We start from the raw sequence: 17008 nt of genomic DNA on the forward strand, positions 1-17008 counted from the left end.
CACGGCACCAGCGCCCCCCGGGCCGGCGGAGTACCCGCCGGCCCGGGGGGCGTTTTCGGTGCCTCCGGGCCTTCGGGTCAGGGGCCGTCGGGGAGGCTGGCGGGGGCGGGCCGCTGGATCATGAAGAGGTCGGACTCCAGCGTGGCCGGGGTCGTGCCGCCGGGGGGCCGGTGGAAGGCGCCGTCGCTGACCGACAGGTTGAGGATCGGGTAGGCGGCGAAGTCGGGCCCGACGCCGGCGTGGTCGGAGAAGGCGGGGGTCAGCTGCGTGCTGTCGGTGCCGATGTACCAGGTGGTGTTGTCGGCGCCGAAGCGTGCGCCTATGTAGATCCACTTGCCGGCGCCGACGTACGGGGCGGTGAAGACGGTGTCGCCGCTGCGGACGTGGTTGACGAACTCGATGTTCTCCGGGCGGTCGGCGTGCCATTCGAAGACGTCGACCTCGTTCTTGCCGTCGCGCCAGGTCCACAGTCCGGGCCAGGTACCGGTGTTCGCCTCGGGCAGGCGTATGTGGGCGAGGAGGAAGTCGCCGGTGCGCACCTGGACGCCGTTGCCGCCGGAGTCGCAGGAGTCGCCGGTGGTGAGCAGCCCGGTGTTCCAGGCGCCGTCGGGGCGCGGGGTGGCGGTGATCACGAGGTGGCCGGAGGCGGTGCTGAGCGCGTCGGTGGTCAGCCGGTCGAGCTTCCACGCGTCGGGGTTGTCGCTGCTGTCGGTGCACCGCGAGTAGGCGGCGGTCTGCCACCCCCAGGTGCGTCCGGGGCCGACGTCGAGCGTGCGGAAGGTGTCGACGAAGACGATGCGGCTGGCGGCGGCCGTGACGGCGCGGGGCTCGGCGGCTCCGGGTACGGCCGCGAGCGCGGTGGCGAGCAGCAGGTTGAGCGGAAGCATGTGTCTCCTCGGGCCGGAGGCCGTCCGGATGACGGCGTCTCTCCGGTGGTTTCACCATGAGCGGTTCGGGTGCGGACCGCCCGCACCCAGAGCTGTCCGGATGAATTAGCCGGGAGCGGCTCCCGAGGTGACTGTGTTATGAGCAGACCGATGTCGTGGGCGTGGTAGATCTGGACCGCTTGCCGAACCGGGCCGAAAATCACTTCGTGCAGGTCCGTTCCGTGCGGTGCAGACACGATATCGCCAAGGAATCCGGAGGAAAAGGAATGTACGCACTCGCCCACACAGGCGTCGCCTCTCTCGCCATGCTGGCCATCGGTGGGGCCAGCACGGCGGTCGGCGCGGCCGTGAAGTGGTTCGCCCGGCGGTGACCGATTCGCTCACCGTGCTGATTCCGGCACACAACGAGGCGGATTTCATCGCGACCGCGGTGAAATCCGCTTTTCGTCAGACCGTGCCGCCGCAAACCGTTCTGGTCATTGCCGATTCCTGCACCGACGACACCGCGCGGATCGCAGCCGGGTGCGGCGCGGAGGTGATGGAGGTCGCCCACGCGAGCAAGCCGAAGTCGCTCAACGCCGCGCTGGAACGGGTGACGACCAGTCACGTCGCGCTGCTCGACGCCGACGGCTACTTCGCCTCCGAGCAGGTCTTCGAGACCTGCCTGCGGGTGATGGCGGAGCGCGGCTACGGCGGAGTCTGCCTCTCCGTCACCCCGCACAGCAGCAAGGGGCTGTTCCAGCGGTCCCGCACCATCGAATGGGCCTCCGCGCACCGCGTCTCCCGGGTCGTCGAGTCCTGGCACGGCTGGGTGGCGGTCCTCTCCGGCTCGGCCGGCATCTACCGCACGGACGACCTCAGGACGGTCGGCGGCTGGTCGACCGACAGCCTCTGCGAGGACGTCGAGCTCGCCCTCAAGATGAACCGCTCGGGCCGCCCGGCGGGCTTCGTGCCCGGCGAGTTCGTCGCCGTCCGCGACCCGCGGAACTGGCGGGAGTACTGGGCGCAGACCCACCGCTGGGCCGCCGGCTGGGCGCAGGCCATCTACAAGCACAAGGGCCTGTTCTTCCGGAGCTGGGGCTTCACCAAGGTCTTCGGCGCGATGCTGGTCGACAGCGCGCTGCTCGCCGTCGGCTACGCCTCCCTGCTCTACCACCTGGCCACGGGCTTCACCGAGTTCGACGCGGTGCGGTGGTTCGGCTCGTGGTTCCTGGTGATGGCGGCGATCACCCTCGGGGTGGCCAGCCTCCAGCTGGGGGTGCGGCGGGCCCTGGCCTGCTACCCGGCGTACCTGATCGTCGGCACGCTCGGCACCGCGTTCTCGCTCTGGGTGATGTTCCGGGAATGGGTCCTGGGCCGGCACCTGGTCTCCTGGACGGGACGCCAGCGGCGGCGCACCGTCATCACCCGGATCTCCGACCGCCGGCGGCAGACCCTCGGCCTCCTCGGCGGGGCGGCCGGCTGGGCGACCGTGGCCGCCGGGCTCGTGCTCGGCGACCGCGAGCTCCCGGTGATCGGGATGGCGCTGGCGACCGCCCTCCCGTTCGCGGCACTGCCGTGGCAGCGGATCAGGCGGACGTTCCTGCTGGCATGACGGCCGGATGCGCCGCCGCCGCGCTCGGCCCGTAGGCTCGTAGACCCGCACCCCGGTGCGGGTCTGCTGTCGGACCGGAGGGGCGATGTCGGTGGAGGAACGGACCGGAGGCCGTACCAGCCGGCCGGAGATCCGTCTGGTGCGGCGCGGCTTCGCCGACCCGGACGCAGCCGTCCGGCGGCTGGCCGAGCCCGCCCTGCACGGGCTGTCCGGCGACACCGTGCTGCTGGACGCGCTCGGCGCGACCGCTGACCCGGACCAGGCCCTGCTCGGCCTCGCCCGGCTGCTGGAGGCGCTCGACGAGCCGGAGCAGCACACCCTGCGCGACACCCTGACCACCTCGAAGCCGCTGCGCGACCGGCTGCTCGGCGTGCTCGGCGCCTCCGACGCCCTCGCCGACCACCTCGCCCGGCACCCGGAGGACTGGCACGCGCTGGTCACCTTCGAGCTGCAGGACATGCACCCCGGTGCCGCCGACTTCCGGCACGCGCTCACCGAGCGGGTCTGGGCCGCCGAGCCCGCCCGCCGGCCGGACGTGCTGCGCACCGCCTACCGCCGCTGCCTGCTCACCATCGCCGCCCGCGACCTCACCGGCACCACCGACCTGCCGCAGGCCTCCGCCGAGCTCGCCGACCTCGCGGGCGCCACCCTGCAGACCGCGCTCGACATCGCGGCCGCCGAGGACCCGGACACCGCGGAGGCCTGCCGCCTCGCCGTGATCGGCATGGGCAAGTGCGGCGGCCGCGAACTCAACTACGTCTCCGACGTCGACGTGATCTTCGTCGCCGAGCCCCGCGAGGACGTCGACGAGCACCACGCCGTGCAGGCCGCGACGAGGCTCGCCGCCCGGCTCATGCGGATCTGCTCCGACACCACCGGCGAGGGCGTCATCTGGCCGGTCGACGCCAACCTGCGCCCCGAGGGCCGCAACGGCCCGCTCGTACGCACCCTGGCCAGCCACCTCGCCTACTACCAGCGCTGGGCCAAGACCTGGGAGTTCCAGGCGCTGCTGAAGGCCCGGCCGATCGCCGGGGACACCGAGCTCGGTGCCGCGTACGCCGACGCGATCGCCCCGCTCGTCTGGCAGGCCGCCGCCCGCGACAACTTCGTCACCGACGTGCAGCAGATGCGCCGCCGCGTCGTCGACGCCATCCCCGCCACCGAGCTCGACCGGCAGCTCAAACTCGGCCCCGGCGGCCTGCGCGACGTCGAGTTCTCCGTGCAGCTGCTGCAGCTCGTCCACGGCCGCACCGACCCGACGCTGCGCAGCGGCAACACCCTGCAGGCCCTGGCCGCGCTCAGCGACGGCGGCTACGTCGGCCGCGCCGACGCCGCCTCCCTCGACGCCGCCTACCGCTTCCTGCGCGCGCTGGAGCACCGCATCCAGCTGCACCGGCTGCGCCGCACCCACCTCATGCCCACCGACCCGGCCGACCAGCGCCGGCTCGCCCGCTCGCTCAACACGCTGATCAACGACGACACCCGGGCCGACCCGGTCGCCGCCCTGCAGCGCGAGTGGAAGCGGTACGCCGTCGAGGTGCGCCGGCTGCACGAGCGCCTGTTCTACCGCCCGCTGCTGGACGCCGTCGCCGAACTGCCGCCGGGCGCGGCCGGCCTCAGCAGCGAGGCCGCCAAGGCCCGGCTGGAGGCCCTCGGCTACGCCGACCCGGCCGCCGCACTGCGCCACCTCTCCGCGCTGGCCTCCGGCGTCAGCCGCAAGGCCGCCATCCAGCGGACCCTGCTGCCGGTGATGCTCGGCTGGTTCGCCGACTCCGCCGACCCGGACGCCGGCCTGCTCAACTTCCGCCAGATCTCCGACGCGCTCGGCCGCACCCCCTGGTACCTGCGGCTGCTGCGCGACGAGGGCGCCGCAGCCGAGCAGCTCGCCCGCGTGCTGTCGGCCGGACGCCTCGCCCCGGACCTCCTGCTGCGCGCCCCGGAGGCGGTCTCCATGCTCGGCGACCCGCAGGGCCTGCAGCCCCGCGGCCGGGCCGTCCTCGAACAGGAGATCCTCGCCGCCGTCGGCCGCGCCGGGACCGCCGCGGCCGGCGTCTCCGCGGCCCGCTCGGTGCGGCGCCGGGAGCTCTTCCGCACGGCCGCCGCCGACGTGCTCGGCCGCCTCGGCGACACCCCGGGCCAGGCCGTCACCGCCGCCGGAGAGGCCCTGACCGACCTCAACGCCGCCACCCTGCAGGGCGCCCTGCGCGCCTGCATCGCCGGCTGGGAGGCCCGCAACGGCGAGATGCCGACCCGGCTCGCGGTGATCGCCATGGGACGCTTCGGCGGCCACGAACTCGGCTACGGATCCGACGCGGACGTGCTCTTCGTCCACGAGCCGCTCCTGGAGGCGCTCGACGAGGACGCCGCCCGGGCCGCCCACGCCGTCTGCCACGAGCTGCGCACCCTGCTGGCCTCGCCCTCCACCGAGCCGCCGCTGCTCGTCGACGCCGACCTCCGCCCGGAGGGCCGCAACGGCCCGCTGGTGCGCACCCTGGCCTCGTACGCCGCGTACTACCGGCGCTGGTCGCACGTCTGGGAGAGCCAGGCGCTGCTGCGGGCGGAACCGCTGGCGGGCGACCCGGAGCTGGGGGAGCGGTTCCGGGCGCTGATCGACCCGCTGCGCCACCCCGGCACCGGGGTGCCCGAACGCGACCTGACGGAGATCCGTCGGATCAAGGCACGGATCGAGACGGAACGTCTGCCCCGCGGCGCCGACCCGACCACCCACACCAAGATCGGCCGCGGCGGCCTCGCCGACGTCGAGTGGGTCGTGCAGCTGCTCCAGCTCCAGCACGGCCACCGGCTGCCCGGGCTGCGCACCACCCGTACCAGGCCCGCACTGGAGCAGGCCGCCGCGGCGGGGCTCCTGGACGCCGGGGACGCCGCTGTGCTGGACGCCGCCTGGGTGCTCGCCTCGCGGGTGCGCAGCGCGGTGATGCTGGTGCGCGGGCGGCCCGGCGACAGCTTCCCCGGCGACGCCCGCGAGCTGGCCGGGGTGGCCCGCTACCTCGGCTACGGCGCCGGGCACAGCGGCGAACTGGTCGACGACTACCGCCGCACCACCCGGCGGGCGCGGGCCGTCGTGGAGCGGCTGTTCTACGGGCCGTGACGCCCGCGCCGCCCCCGTGCCCGGTGCCGTTGTAACGACCCTCCGCGCCCGACCCGTCTACCAGGTGGAGACGGACGGAACGAAGGAGGGCAGATGTTCGGAATCGGCGTCGACCGCGGTGCCGCGGAGGAGGGCTACGTGGCGTTCGCCCACGCCCGGGCGGGCCACCTCTACCGTGCGGCGTGCCTGCTGACCGGTGGGGACAGCCACCTCGCCGAGGACCTCGTGCAGGAGACGCTGGGCCGGATGTACGCGGTGTGGCGCGGGTCGGGCCGGATCTTCGGGGCCCGCCCCGTCGAGGACCCGGCGGCCTACGCGCAGGGGGTGCTGTACCGGCTGTTCATCGACCACCGGCGGCGGCGCAGCAGCAGCGAGTACCCCGTGCGGGAGTTCGCCGACCGGGCGGGCCCCGAGGGCGACGGCAGCCTGCGGATCACCCTGACCCAGGCCCTGGCCGCCCTGCCGCCCCGGGACCGCGCGGTGCTGGTGCTGCGCTACTGGGAGGACGTCAGCGCGGAGGAGACCGCGGCCATCGTCGGGTCGACCCCCGGCGCCGTCCGGACCCAGGCCTCGCGGGCACTGGCCCGGCTGAGGCTGCAGCTCGGCGACTCCCTGAACGACATGGCCCGGCCCTGAACGCCCCTGCGGCCCGTCGCCGTACCGCTCCGCACGCCCCGCCCCACCCCGAACACGACCGCAAGGACGGTGACCGACCCATGCCCCACCACGAGGACACGGACGACGCGATGCTGGTGTCGCTCTTCCGGGAGGAGGCGCACGGCTATCACCCGGACGCGCCCCGGCTGGCCGCGGGCGGCAGCGCGCGCGGCACACGGCGGCACCGGAGGGCCGTGGCGGCCCGCGCCGCCGTGGCGACGGGCCTGGTGCTGGCCGTCGCCACCGGGGTGGCCTCGCTCACCCCGGCCTCCGGCGGCGGGGCCGGACCGGCCGCGGCCACGGCGGGGCCGGCGTCCGGGCCGGTGTCCGGTCCGGCGTCCGCCGAGCCGGCCGGCGAACTCACCGGGGAGGCGATGACGGCGGCGATCGCGCGGTACCTGAACGGCTGGAGGGTCGTCGACTCGGAGGTGTCCGACATGACGCCCGGCACGGCCCTCTACATGGGCTATCCGCGGGTCGGGGCCTGGACGGCGGCCGACGACGGGGCCGGGGTGGGATCGGTCACCGTCACGGTGGCCCAGAACCCGCCGGCCCTCGGCATGTGGACCTACCTGGCATCGTGCGCACCGACGGCCGAGGAGTGCACGCAGACCGTGCTGCCGGACGGCTCGACCCTCACCACCCGCACGGAACGCGCCGACGGGACGGGAGCCACGTCCTCCGCGGCGGAGCGCACGGTGCTCCGGACGGCCATGCTCGTGACACCGACCGGCCGGCACGTGATCGTGGTCGCGGCCGGGGCGCGGACCCAGAAGGAGGAGAGGGCCACCCGGGCGGCCCCGCCGCTGGACGTGGCCCGGCTGAAGGCGCTGACGGACGACCCGGTGTTCCGCAGGCCGCTGCCCGCCGCCGAGGGCGGCACGAAGGGCTGACCCGCCCGCGTACGGTGGCGGCCCCGCCCGGGACGATCCCGGGCGGGGCCGCCGCATGCGGGCGGGCGGGCGGCTAGCGGCGGCCGGCGCCGACCGGCGCGGACCAGTCGACCGGCACGGTGACCGGCCGCTGCGCGGCGCCGCCGGGCCGTCTCGGCAGCTGATAGGCCCAGGCGTGGTAGAGCAGGCGGGCGGCCAGGAAGCCGACCGCGAGGCAGATCATGCCGCCGACCGCGTCCATCCAGAAGTGGTTCGCGGTGGAGACGATCACGACGAGGGTCGCGGCCGGATAGAGCAGGCCGAGCACCCGCACCCAGGTGCGGCGGGCGAGGAAGAAGATCGTGAGGCCGCACCAGAGCGACCAGCCGATGTGCATCGACGGCATCGCCGCGTACTGGTTGGAGACGTGCGCCGCCGGGCCGGAGGCCATCGAGCCCCAGGTGTGGTGCACGGCGACGGTGTCGACGAAGCGGCCGCCGGTCATGAGCCGGGGCGGTGCCAGGGGGAAGCAGTAGAAGCCCACGAGGGCGATGCCGGTGGTGACGAAGAGCACCGTGCGGGCGGCCGCGTAGCGGCCCGGATGCCGGCGGTAGAGCCAGACGAGGACGCTGATCGTGACGATGAAGTGCAGCGTCGCGTAGTAGTAGTTCATACCGACGATCAGCCACTCGGCCCGGTTGACCGTGTGGTTGACCGCCCGCTCTATGCCGACGCCGACGGCGCGCTCGAAGTCCCAGATCCAGGTCGCGTGGCGCTGGGCGGCGGCGGCCTGCTCGGGGACGGCGTTGCGGACGAGGGAGTACAGCCAGTAGCTGACGCCGATGAGCGCCAGCTCGAACCAGAGCCGGGGGCGCGCAGGAGACCTCCGCTGGTCGCGGATGCGGCCGCGGAGCGCGGCGGAGCGCGTGCGGGCGGCGCGGGTGGCTCCGTCCGGCAGCGGGCGACCGGTGGTGGCCTCGCCGGGGACGGAACCGCCGGTGGACGCCGCGCCGGCGCGATCGGCGTCGGCTGCGTGGATCTCGGTCGGTTCCCCCATGGACGAGAAGTCTGCCAGACGTCCTGTGGCCGTCCGCTCATCCTCCGGTCGGGGATTCTTCACCGGCTGTCCCCCTGCGGGTGGAGGGGGTGTGAGCCTGGAGGGACGCATGCAGCCATTGTTGCGTGTGCGGAGGGCGGGGGTCGACCGGGGTCGCGCTGCCGCAGGTCGGCCGGGGTGCGGGCGGGGTGCGGCCGGTGCGCGTGCGGGGGGCGGGCGGGGTGCGGGCGGGTCCGGGCCGGGGCCGGCGGGGTCCGTGGCGGGTGTCCACGGGCCGGGGTGCGGGGGCGTGCGCGGGGTCGCCGTCGGCGGGCGCGGTGCCGGGGGAGCGGGTCGCAGCGATGGGCCGGGCCGGGTGTGGGGCGGCGGGAGGAGGGGGAGTAGCCCGTCGGGCTGTCAGGTTCCGGACCGCAGCCGGACCCGACGGGCTCACCACCCCCGCGCGGAACGCCCCGCCGGGCGCCGCGCGTCGTGCCTTGCGGTCATGTCGTCGCGAGAGGCACACGAAAGACTCTGAGGGCTTCGCAACGGTTCGGTCAAGAGGTGTGTTGCAACATTTTCAGCATCTTGCTGAAACATCTTGCAGCGCGCTAGCGTCCACGCCACCTCACCTCAATGACGACGAGCCGCCCCAAGGGAGCCCGCTGTGGCCGAAGTCCAGCCCCGTCGACGGAGCACCACCCCGTACCGCAGACCCCGCCGTGCAGCCGTCCTGCTCGCGGCCTCGCTGATCTCCGCCACGCTGGGCTCCGCGCCGCTGGCCGCCGCGGCCGCACAGCCGCCCGCGCCGCCGTCCGACGCCGCTCTCGCCGCCTCCGCCGGCCGGCACGACCTCACGAAGGAGCAGTTCTACTTCGTCCTCCCCGACCGGTTCGCCAACGGCAGCACCGCCAACGACACCGGCGGCATCACGGGCGGCCGCCTCGACAACGGCCTCGACCCCGCCGACAAGGGCTTCTACCACGGCGGCGACCTCCAGGGCCTGATCAAGAAGCTCGACTACATCGAGGACCTCGGCACCACGGCCATCTGGATGGCGCCGATCTTCAAGAACAAGGCCGTCCAGGGCACCGGCGCCGACGCCTCCGCCGGCTACCACGGCTACTGGATCACCGACTTCACCCAGGTAGACCCGCACTTCGGCACCAACGACCAGCTCAAGGAGCTGATCCGCAAGGCGCACGCCAAGGGCATCAAGGTCTTCTTCGACGTCATCACCAACCACACCGCCGACGTCGTCGACTACGCCGAGCACAGCTACGACTACCGCAGCTCCGGCGCCTACCCGACCCTCGACGCCGACGGCAACCCGGTCGACGAGATCGCCACCGCCGACGCCGGCACCGCCTGGCCGAAGATCACCGCCGACTCCTTCCCGTACAGCCCGGTGCTGCGCTCCGCCGCCGACGCGAACGCGAAGACGCCGTCCTGGCTGAACGACCCGTCGCTCTACCACAACCGGGGCAACTCGACCTGGGCGGGCGAGTCCGCCACCGAGGGCGACTTCACCGGCCTGGACGACCTCGACACCCAGAACCCCAAGGTCGTCGAGGGCTTCACGAAGCTCTACCAGACCTGGGTCGCCGAGAGCGGCGTCGACGGCTTCCGGATCGACACCGTCAAGCACGTCAACATGGCCTTCTGGCAGAAGTTCGCCCCCGCGCTGAAGCAGTACGCCGCCGGGCGCGGCGACAAGGACTTCTTCATGTTCGGCGAGGTCTACTCGGCCGACCCCGCCGTCAGCTCCTCGTACGTCACCAAGGGCAAGCTCCAGGCCACCCTCGACTTCGCCTTCCAGGACGCCGCCCGCCGCTACGTCTCCCAGGGCGGCTCCGCCAAGTCCCTCGCCGACGTCTACGGCCAGGACTACCGCTACACCACCGCCGACACCGACGCCTACGAGCTGCCGACCTTCCTCGGCAACCACGACATGGGCCGCTTCGGCAGCTACCTGCAGACCGACAACCCCGGCGCGAGCGCCGAGCTGCTGCTGCGCAAGGACCTCTTCGCCAACGAGCTGCAGTTCCTCACCCGCGGCCAGCCGGTCGTCTACTACGGCGACGAGCAGGGCTTCACCGGCGCCGGCGGCGACAAGGACGCCCGCCAGGACATGTTCGCCTCGAAGACCCCGTCGTACAACACCGACACCGTCATCGGAGGCACCAAGGGCTCCGCCGACCGCTACGGCACGCACGGCGCGCTCTACGAGGGCATATCCGACCTCGCCTCGCTGCGCCAGGCCAACCCGGCGCTCACCGACGGCGCCCAGATCGAGCGGTACGCCGCCGACGGGCCCGGCGTGTACGCCTTCTCCCGCATCGACGCCAAGCAGCAGGTCGAGTACGTCGTCGCGGTCAACAACGCGGCCGAGCCGAAGACCGTCGCGCTCGACACGTACTCCGCCGGCCTGGGCTTCCAGCAGATCTACCCGGCGGCCGGCGCGAAGGCCACCACCGGCGCCGACAAGAAGCTCACCGTCACCGTGCCGCCGCTCTCCTCGGTCGTCTACAAGGCCAAGGGCAAGCTCGCCAAGCCCGCCGCCGCCCCGCAGATCACCCTGCAGGCCCCCGCGGACGGCTCCACCGGCACGGTCACGGTCGGCGCCCAGGTGCCCGGCGGCGGCTTCGACCGGGTCAGCTTCGCCGCGCAGGTCGGCACCGGCCCCTGGCAGATCCTCGGCACCGCCGACAACGGCACGTACAAGGTCACCCAGGACATCAGCGCGGCCGCCCCCGGCACCGTCGTCCGCTACAAGGCCGTCGTGCAGGACTCCGCCGGGAAGCTCGCCTCCACCACCGGGTCCTTCACCACCGGCAGCCCGGTGCCGCAGCAGGCGCCCAGCGCCACCTCCCGTCCGTACGCGATCGTGCACTACCAGCGCAAGGACGGCGACTACACCGGCTGGAACCTCTACGCCTGGGGCGACATCGCCGACGGCGAGGCCACCACCTGGCCGGACGGCCACGGCTTCACCGGCCGCGACGCGTACGGCGCCTTCGCGTACGTGAAGCTGAAGTCCGGTGCGTCCGACGTCGGCTTCGTCGTCGAGAACAACGGCACCAAGGACGTCGACTCCGACCGCCACGTCGACGTCTCGGCCACCGGCGAGGTGTGGATCAAGGAGGGCGACGCCGCCGTCCGCACGGCGAACCCGGACCCGGCCGTGCCCGTCAAGGACAACACCGCGGTCATCCACTACCACCGCGCCGACGGCAACTACGACGGCTGGGGCCTGCACGACTGGACGGGCGCCGCCAACCCCACCGACTGGGCCAGCCCGCTGATGCCCGTCCGCAAGGACAGCTACGGCGCGGTCTACGAGGTGCCGCTCGCCGAGGGCGCCACCAGCCTCAACTACATCCTCCACAACGGCAACGACAAGGACCTCCCGCAGGACCAGGCGCTCAACTTCGCCGCCAGCGGCCGGGAGATCTGGATCGTCGGCGGCCAGGAGGGTTACCTGCTGCCGCAGGCCGCCGGCGCCTCCTCGCAGCTCGACCCCACCTCCGCCCGCGCCCAGTGGATCGACGCGAAGACCGTCGTCGTGCCCGCCAACTACGGTGCCACCGACACCGCCCTCGGCGGCGGCACCAGCGCCCAGCTGATCTACGACCCCGCCGGCGGCATCACCGTCGACAAGGGCGTGCTCAGCAAGCCCGGCCGGTGGATCCGCCTCACCCCTGGCAGCCTCACCGACGCCCAGAAGGCGAAGTTCCCGCACCTCGCCGGCTACCGCGCCTTCACCGTCGACAAGCGCGACACCGGCCGCATCACCGACGCCCTCCGCAGCCAGCTGCTCTTCACCGAGCACCTGCCCAACGGCGCCGCCCTGGCCGCCACCGGCGTCCAGACCCCCGGCGTCCTGGACGACCTGTACGCGGCCAAGGCCGCCGAGGCCCGGCTCGGCCCGGTCTACAGCGGCCGCAAGGAGGGCGGCTGGTTCGGCGACGACCACCGCAAGGTCACCCTCTCCCTCTGGGCGCCGACCGCCACCGAGGTCTCCGTCCAGCTCTGGGACAAGGCCACCGGCGGCACCGCGCGGACCGTGCCGCTGAAGCGCGACGACGCCACCGGCGTCTGGTCGCTCACCCGCGGCCACGACGACCTCGACGGGACGTACTACACCTACCAGGTGAAGGTCTGGGCGCCGAGCGTCCAGCAGGTCGTCACCAACACCGTCACCGACCCGTACGCGGTCGCGCTCTCCACCGACTCGAAGCGCAGCCTCGTCACCGACCTGGCGGCCGACCGGAACAAGCCCAAGGGCTGGGACCGGCACAGCAGCCCGGAGGCCGTCCCGGCCGCCCGGCAGCAGATCCAGGAGCTGCACGTCCGCGACTTCTCCACCGCCGACACCACCGTGCCGGCCGACGAGCGCGGCACCTACCTGGCTTTCACCGAGTCGGCCTCGGCCGGCATGAAGCACCTGCGCGAACTCGCCAGGGCCGGCGTCACCACCATCCACCTGCTGCCGACCTTCGACATCGCCACCATCCGCGAGAACCGGGCCGACCAGAAGCTCCCCGCCTGCGACCTGACCGCGCTCGCCGCCGACGGCGACGGGCAGCAGGAGTGCGTCGCCGCCGTGCAGGCCGACGACGCGTACAACTGGGGCTACGACCCGCTGCACTACACCGTGCCCGAGGGCTCCTACGCCACCGACCCCAACGGCACCGCCCGCACCGTGCAGTTCCGCGCGATGGTGCAGGCCATGCACGACGCCGGCCTGCGGGTCGTCCTCGACGTGGTCTACAACCACACCGCCGCCGCCGGGCAGTCCGACCACTCGGTGCTCGACAAGGTCGTCCCCGGCTACTACCAGCGGCTCAGCGACACCGGCAAGGTCACCACGGACAGCTGCTGCGCCGACACCGCGCCCGAGCACGCCATGATGAACAAGCTGATCGTCGACTCGGTCGTCACCTGGGCCAAGCAGTACCGCGTGGACGGCTTCCGCTTCGACCTCATGGGCCTCGACCCGAAGTCCACCATGCTCGACGTGCAGTCCGCCCTGGGCAGGCTGACGAAGCAGAAGGACGGCGTCGACGGGAAGAACGTCTTCCTCTACGGCGAGGGCTGGAACTTCGGCGTCGTCGCCAACGACGCCCGCTTCGTCCAGGCCACCCAGACCAACATGGCCGGCACCGGCATCGCCACCTTCAACGACCGCATCCGTGACGCCGCCCGCGGCGGCAACTACATGCTCTCGTCCGCCCCGCAGCAGGGCTTCGCCTCCGGCCTGTACACCGACCCCAACGGCTCGCCCGACAACGGCACCGAGGCCGAGCAGAAGGCCCGCCTGCTGCACCAGATGGACCAGTTGAAGGTCGGCCTGACCGGCAACCTCGCCGGGTACGCCTTCACCGACAGCGCCGGAAAGCCCGTCACCGGCAAGGGAGTCGACTACAACGGCGCCCCCACCGGCTACGCGGCCCAGCCGGGCGAGGCCGTCGAGTACGTGGACGCCCACGACAACGCCGACCTCTTCGACGCGCTCGCCTACAAGCTGCCCACCGGCACCTCGCCGGCCGACCGCGCCCGCATGCAGGCCCTCGGCCTCTCCCTGACCGCCCTGAGCCAGGGCCCGGGCTTCGCCCAGGCCGGCAGCGACCTGCTGCGCTCGAAGTCGCTGGACGCCAACTCCTTCGACTCCGGCGACTGGTTCAACTCCATCCACTGGGACTGCACCCAGGGCAACGGCTGGGGCCGCGGCCTGCCGATGGCGGCCGACAACCAGTCGATGTGGGCCACCGCCAAGTCGCTGCTGACCGAGCCGAAGCTGGCGGTCGGCTGCAACGAGATCGACGCCTCGACCTCGATGTACCAGCAGTACCTGCGGATCCGGCAGTCGTCGCCGCTGTTCGCCCTCCCGTCCGCCGCCGAGGTGCAGAAGCGGCTCTCCTTCCCGCTCTCCGGCACGGCCGCGGAGGCGCCGGGCGTGATCACCATGCACCTGGACGGCACCGGCCTGCGCGGCGCGGAGAAGGGCATCACGGTGGTCTTCAACGCCACGCCCACCGTGCAGAAGCAGACCCTCGACGGCCTGAAGGGCACGGCCCAGACGCTGCACCGGGTGCAGGCGAACGGCGCGGACGCGGTCGTCAGGCAGTCCGCCTTCGACGCGGCCACCGGCACCTTCACGGTGCCCGCCCGCACGGTGGCGGTGTTCGTCACCGGCTGACGGATTGTCCGTAGGACGAAGGGGCTCCGCAACCGTGCGGGGCCCCTTCGGCGTTGGCCGAAAACCGTCCCCCCTCGGCGGGATGGCGCACCGGGCGCGCCTGCCCGCCGGCCGTCCGGACGCTCCCGCTCCCGGTCACCGTGCCGGTCGGGCCGGATCCGCCGCACCCTCACCGGCGGCCTGCCGCGGCGGAGAACCGCCGAACGGATCTAGGCGACTTCCCGTCAGCCCCGAAAGGCCGTTGGCGTTTCTTGGCCATCTGGTGGCATGCATCTGTCATTCATCCGGCGTTTGCTGCCACGATTCCCCCGGCCGCAAGCGGGCTGACCCCAACTCCCGATGCGGCTGATCCAGCGAGGTTCAGTGCCAACGCTCCACCCCTGCATCGCACTTGATTGCACCGCACCCGCGCCGCGCACCCACCGGCCGGGCCCCCGCTGCGCCGCAACCCCGCGGCCAGGTTCTCTCCACCGTTCGTGACCCCGCGAACGGTCGGATAAGGAGTCCGCATGTCCCGCAACGCCCATGCCCGGGTGACCTTCGCCGCGCTGGCGGCCACCACAGCCCTGCTGGTGACCGGCATCCCGGTCGTGGCCAACGCCGCCCCCTCGACGCCCTCGGCGGTCTCGCCGCAGGCAGCCCTCAACCGCGCCCAGCTGATCTCCGACGCCGGCCAGAAGAGCGCCGCCATCGGCCAGTCCCTCGGCCTCGGCGCCCAGGAGAAGCTCGTCGTCAAGGACGTCGTCGCGGACACCGACGGCAGCCGCCACCTCCGCTTCGAGCGCACCTACGGCGGCCTCCCGGTGCTCGGCGGCGACCTCGTCGTGCACCAGACCGCGGGTGGCGTGACCAAGAGCGTGGACCGTGCGACCCAGGCCTCCCTGACGGGCGTGCAGACCACGCCGAAGCTGGCCGCGCCCAAGGCGCAGGCCGCCGCGCTGGCCGCGGAGTCCGGCTCCGCCCTCGACACCGCGCCGCGCCTGGTCGTCTGGGCCGGCGACAACGCGCCCCGGCTCGCCTGGGAGACGGTCGTCTCCGGCACCGAGGCCGACGGCACCCCGAGCCGCCTGCACGTGCTCACCGACGCCACCAGCGGTTCGGTGATCACCAAGTGGGAGGGCATCCAGACCGGCACCGGCACCGGTGTCTTCGTCGGCAACGTCACCATCGGCACCACCCTCTCCGGGTCGACGTACCAGATGAAGGACGCGGGCCGCGGCAACGGCTACACCACCAACCTCAACCACGGGACGTCCGGCACCGGCACCCTGTACGCCAAGTCGACCGACACCTGGGGCAACGGCTCGGCCTCCAACGGCGAGTCCGCCGCGGTCGACGCCCACTACGGCGTCGCGGCCACCTGGGACTACTTCAAGAACGTGCACGGCCGCAGCGGCATCAAGGGCGACGGCGTCGGCGCGTACAGCCGCGTCCACTACGGCAACAACTACGTGAACGCGTTCTGGGACGACGCCTGCTTCTGCATGACGTACGGCGACGGCTCGGGCAACAACGCCCCGCTGACCGAACTCGACGTCGCGGGCCACGAGATGAGCCACGGTGTCACCTCCAACACCGCGGGCCTCAACTACTCGGGCGAGTCCGGCGGCCTCAACGAGGCCACCTCGGACATCTTCGGCTCGATGGTGGAGTTCTACGCCAACATCCCGTCGGACAACCCCGACTACCTCATCGGCGAGCTCATCAACATCAACGGCAACGGCACGCCGCTGCGCTACATGGACAAGCCCTCCAAGGACGGCTCCTCCGCCGACTCGTGGTCGTCGACGGTCGGCAACAAGGACGTGCACTACTCGTCCGGCGTCGCCAACCACTTCTTCTACCTGCTCTCCGAGGGCAGCGGTGCGAAGACCATCAACGGCGTCAGCTACAACTCGCCGACGGTCAACAGCATCACGGTCACCGGCATCGGCCGGAACAAGGCCGAGAAGATCTGGTTCCGCGCGCTGGACGTCTACATGACCTCCACCACCAACTACGCGGCGGCGCGCACCGCGACGCTCAACGCGGCCACCGACCTGTACGGCGCCGGCAGCGCCGAGTACAACGCGGTCGCCACCGCCTGGGCCGCGGTCAACGTCGGTTCGCTGCCCAGCGGCGGCGTGACGGTGACCAACCCGGGCAACCAGTCGACGGCGGTGAACGGCACCGCGAACCTGCAGATCGCGGCGACCGGCGGCACCGCGCCGCTGACCTTCTCCGCGACCGGTCTGCCGACCGGCCTGTCGATCAGCAGCGCCGGCAAGATCACCGGCACCGCGACCACCGCCGGCACGTACAACGTGACCGTCACCGCCACGGACGCCGCGGCCAAGACCGGCACGACGAGCTTCACCTGGACGGTCAGCACGGGCGGCGGCACCTGCACCCCGGCCCAGCTGCTCGGCAACGCCGGCTTCGAGACCGGCACCGCCGCGCCGTGGACCACCACCAGCGGCGTCGTCGACAACAGCGCCTCCGAGGCCTCGCACGGCGGCTCCTGGAAGGCCTGGCTGAACGGCTACGGCTCCGCGCACACCGACAGCGCCACCCAGACGGTCACCATCCCGGCCGGCTGCAGGGCCACCCTCAGCTACTGGCTGCACATCGACACCGCCGAGACCGGCTCCACGGTCTACGACAAGCTCACC

General features: G+C 72.7%; 8 protein-coding genes. 6 read left to right on the top strand and 2 right to left on the bottom strand.

What is annotated here, in order from left to right; all coding sequences use genetic code 11:
• Nucleotides 1-77: 77 nt before the first annotated feature.
• Nucleotides 78-887: a beta-glucanase gene (locus SNE206_RS34710; protein ID WP_407917548.1), complete on the bottom strand. Its 810-nt coding sequence runs from the start codon at nt 885-887 to the stop codon at nt 78-80.
• A gap of 385 nt (nt 888-1272) precedes the next feature.
• Between SNE206_RS34710 and SNE206_RS34715 the strand changes: the two genes are divergently transcribed.
• From SNE206_RS34715 to SNE206_RS34730, 4 genes are all read left to right on the top strand, one after another.
• Entirely contained in the window at nt 1273-2481 is a 1209-nt protein-coding gene (locus SNE206_RS34715) for a glycosyltransferase family 2 protein (protein ID WP_407917556.1), read from the top strand.
• An 85-nt stretch (nt 2482-2566) separates the two neighbouring features.
• On the top strand, nt 2567-5590 hold the full coding sequence (locus SNE206_RS34720) for a bifunctional [glutamine synthetase] adenylyltransferase/[glutamine synthetase]-adenylyl-L-tyrosine phosphorylase (protein ID WP_407917549.1): 3024 nt from the start codon (nt 2567-2569) through the stop codon (nt 5588-5590).
• 93 nt (nt 5591-5683) lie between these two features.
• Complete coding sequence (locus SNE206_RS34725) at nt 5684-6226, top strand: SigE family RNA polymerase sigma factor (protein ID WP_407917550.1); 543 nt, start codon at nt 5684-5686, stop codon at nt 6224-6226.
• 80 nt (nt 6227-6306) lie between these two features.
• Nucleotides 6307-7140: a hypothetical protein gene (locus SNE206_RS34730; RefSeq protein ID WP_407917551.1), complete on the top strand. Its 834-nt coding sequence runs from the start codon at nt 6307-6309 to the stop codon at nt 7138-7140.
• A gap of 73 nt (nt 7141-7213) precedes the next feature.
• On the opposite strand, the gene SNE206_RS34735 is transcribed toward SNE206_RS34730, so the two are convergent.
• Nucleotides 7214-8176, bottom strand: coding sequence for a phosphatase PAP2 family protein (locus tag SNE206_RS34735; protein ID WP_407917552.1), 963 nt, complete (start codon nt 8174-8176; stop codon nt 7214-7216).
• A 646-nt stretch (nt 8177-8822) separates the two neighbouring features.
• On the opposite strand from SNE206_RS34735, the gene pulA reads away from it, so the two are divergent.
• A complete protein-coding gene (gene pulA / locus SNE206_RS34740) occupies nt 8823-14357 on the top strand; it encodes a pullulanase-type alpha-1,6-glucosidase (RefSeq protein ID WP_407917553.1) in 5535 nt (1844 codons plus the stop codon).
• Nucleotides 14358-14866: 509 nt separating this feature from the next.
• Nucleotides 14867-17008 (top strand): M4 family metallopeptidase (locus SNE206_RS34745; protein WP_407917554.1); only part of this gene is annotated, 2142 nt, incomplete at its 3' end.

The organism is Kitasatospora sp. NE20-6 (genome assembly GCF_045862635.1).

What these genes read in the sequence shown, in the direction of transcription:
- SNE206_RS34710 (WP_407917548.1), bottom strand. Translation starts at nt 887, where the DNA reads ATGCTTCCGCTCAACCTGCTGCTCGCCACCGCGCTCGCGGCCGTACCC.
- SNE206_RS34720 (WP_407917549.1), top strand. Translation starts at nt 2,567, where the DNA reads ATGTCGGTGGAGGAACGGACCGGAGGCCGTACCAGCCGGCCGGAGATC.
- SNE206_RS34725 (WP_407917550.1), top strand. Translation starts at nt 5,684, where the DNA reads ATGTTCGGAATCGGCGTCGACCGCGGTGCCGCGGAGGAGGGCTACGTG.
- SNE206_RS34730 (WP_407917551.1), top strand. Translation starts at nt 6,307, where the DNA reads ATGCCCCACCACGAGGACACGGACGACGCGATGCTGGTGTCGCTCTTC.
- SNE206_RS34735 (WP_407917552.1), bottom strand. Translation starts at nt 8,176, where the DNA reads ATGGGGGAACCGACCGAGATCCACGCAGCCGACGCCGATCGCGCCGGC.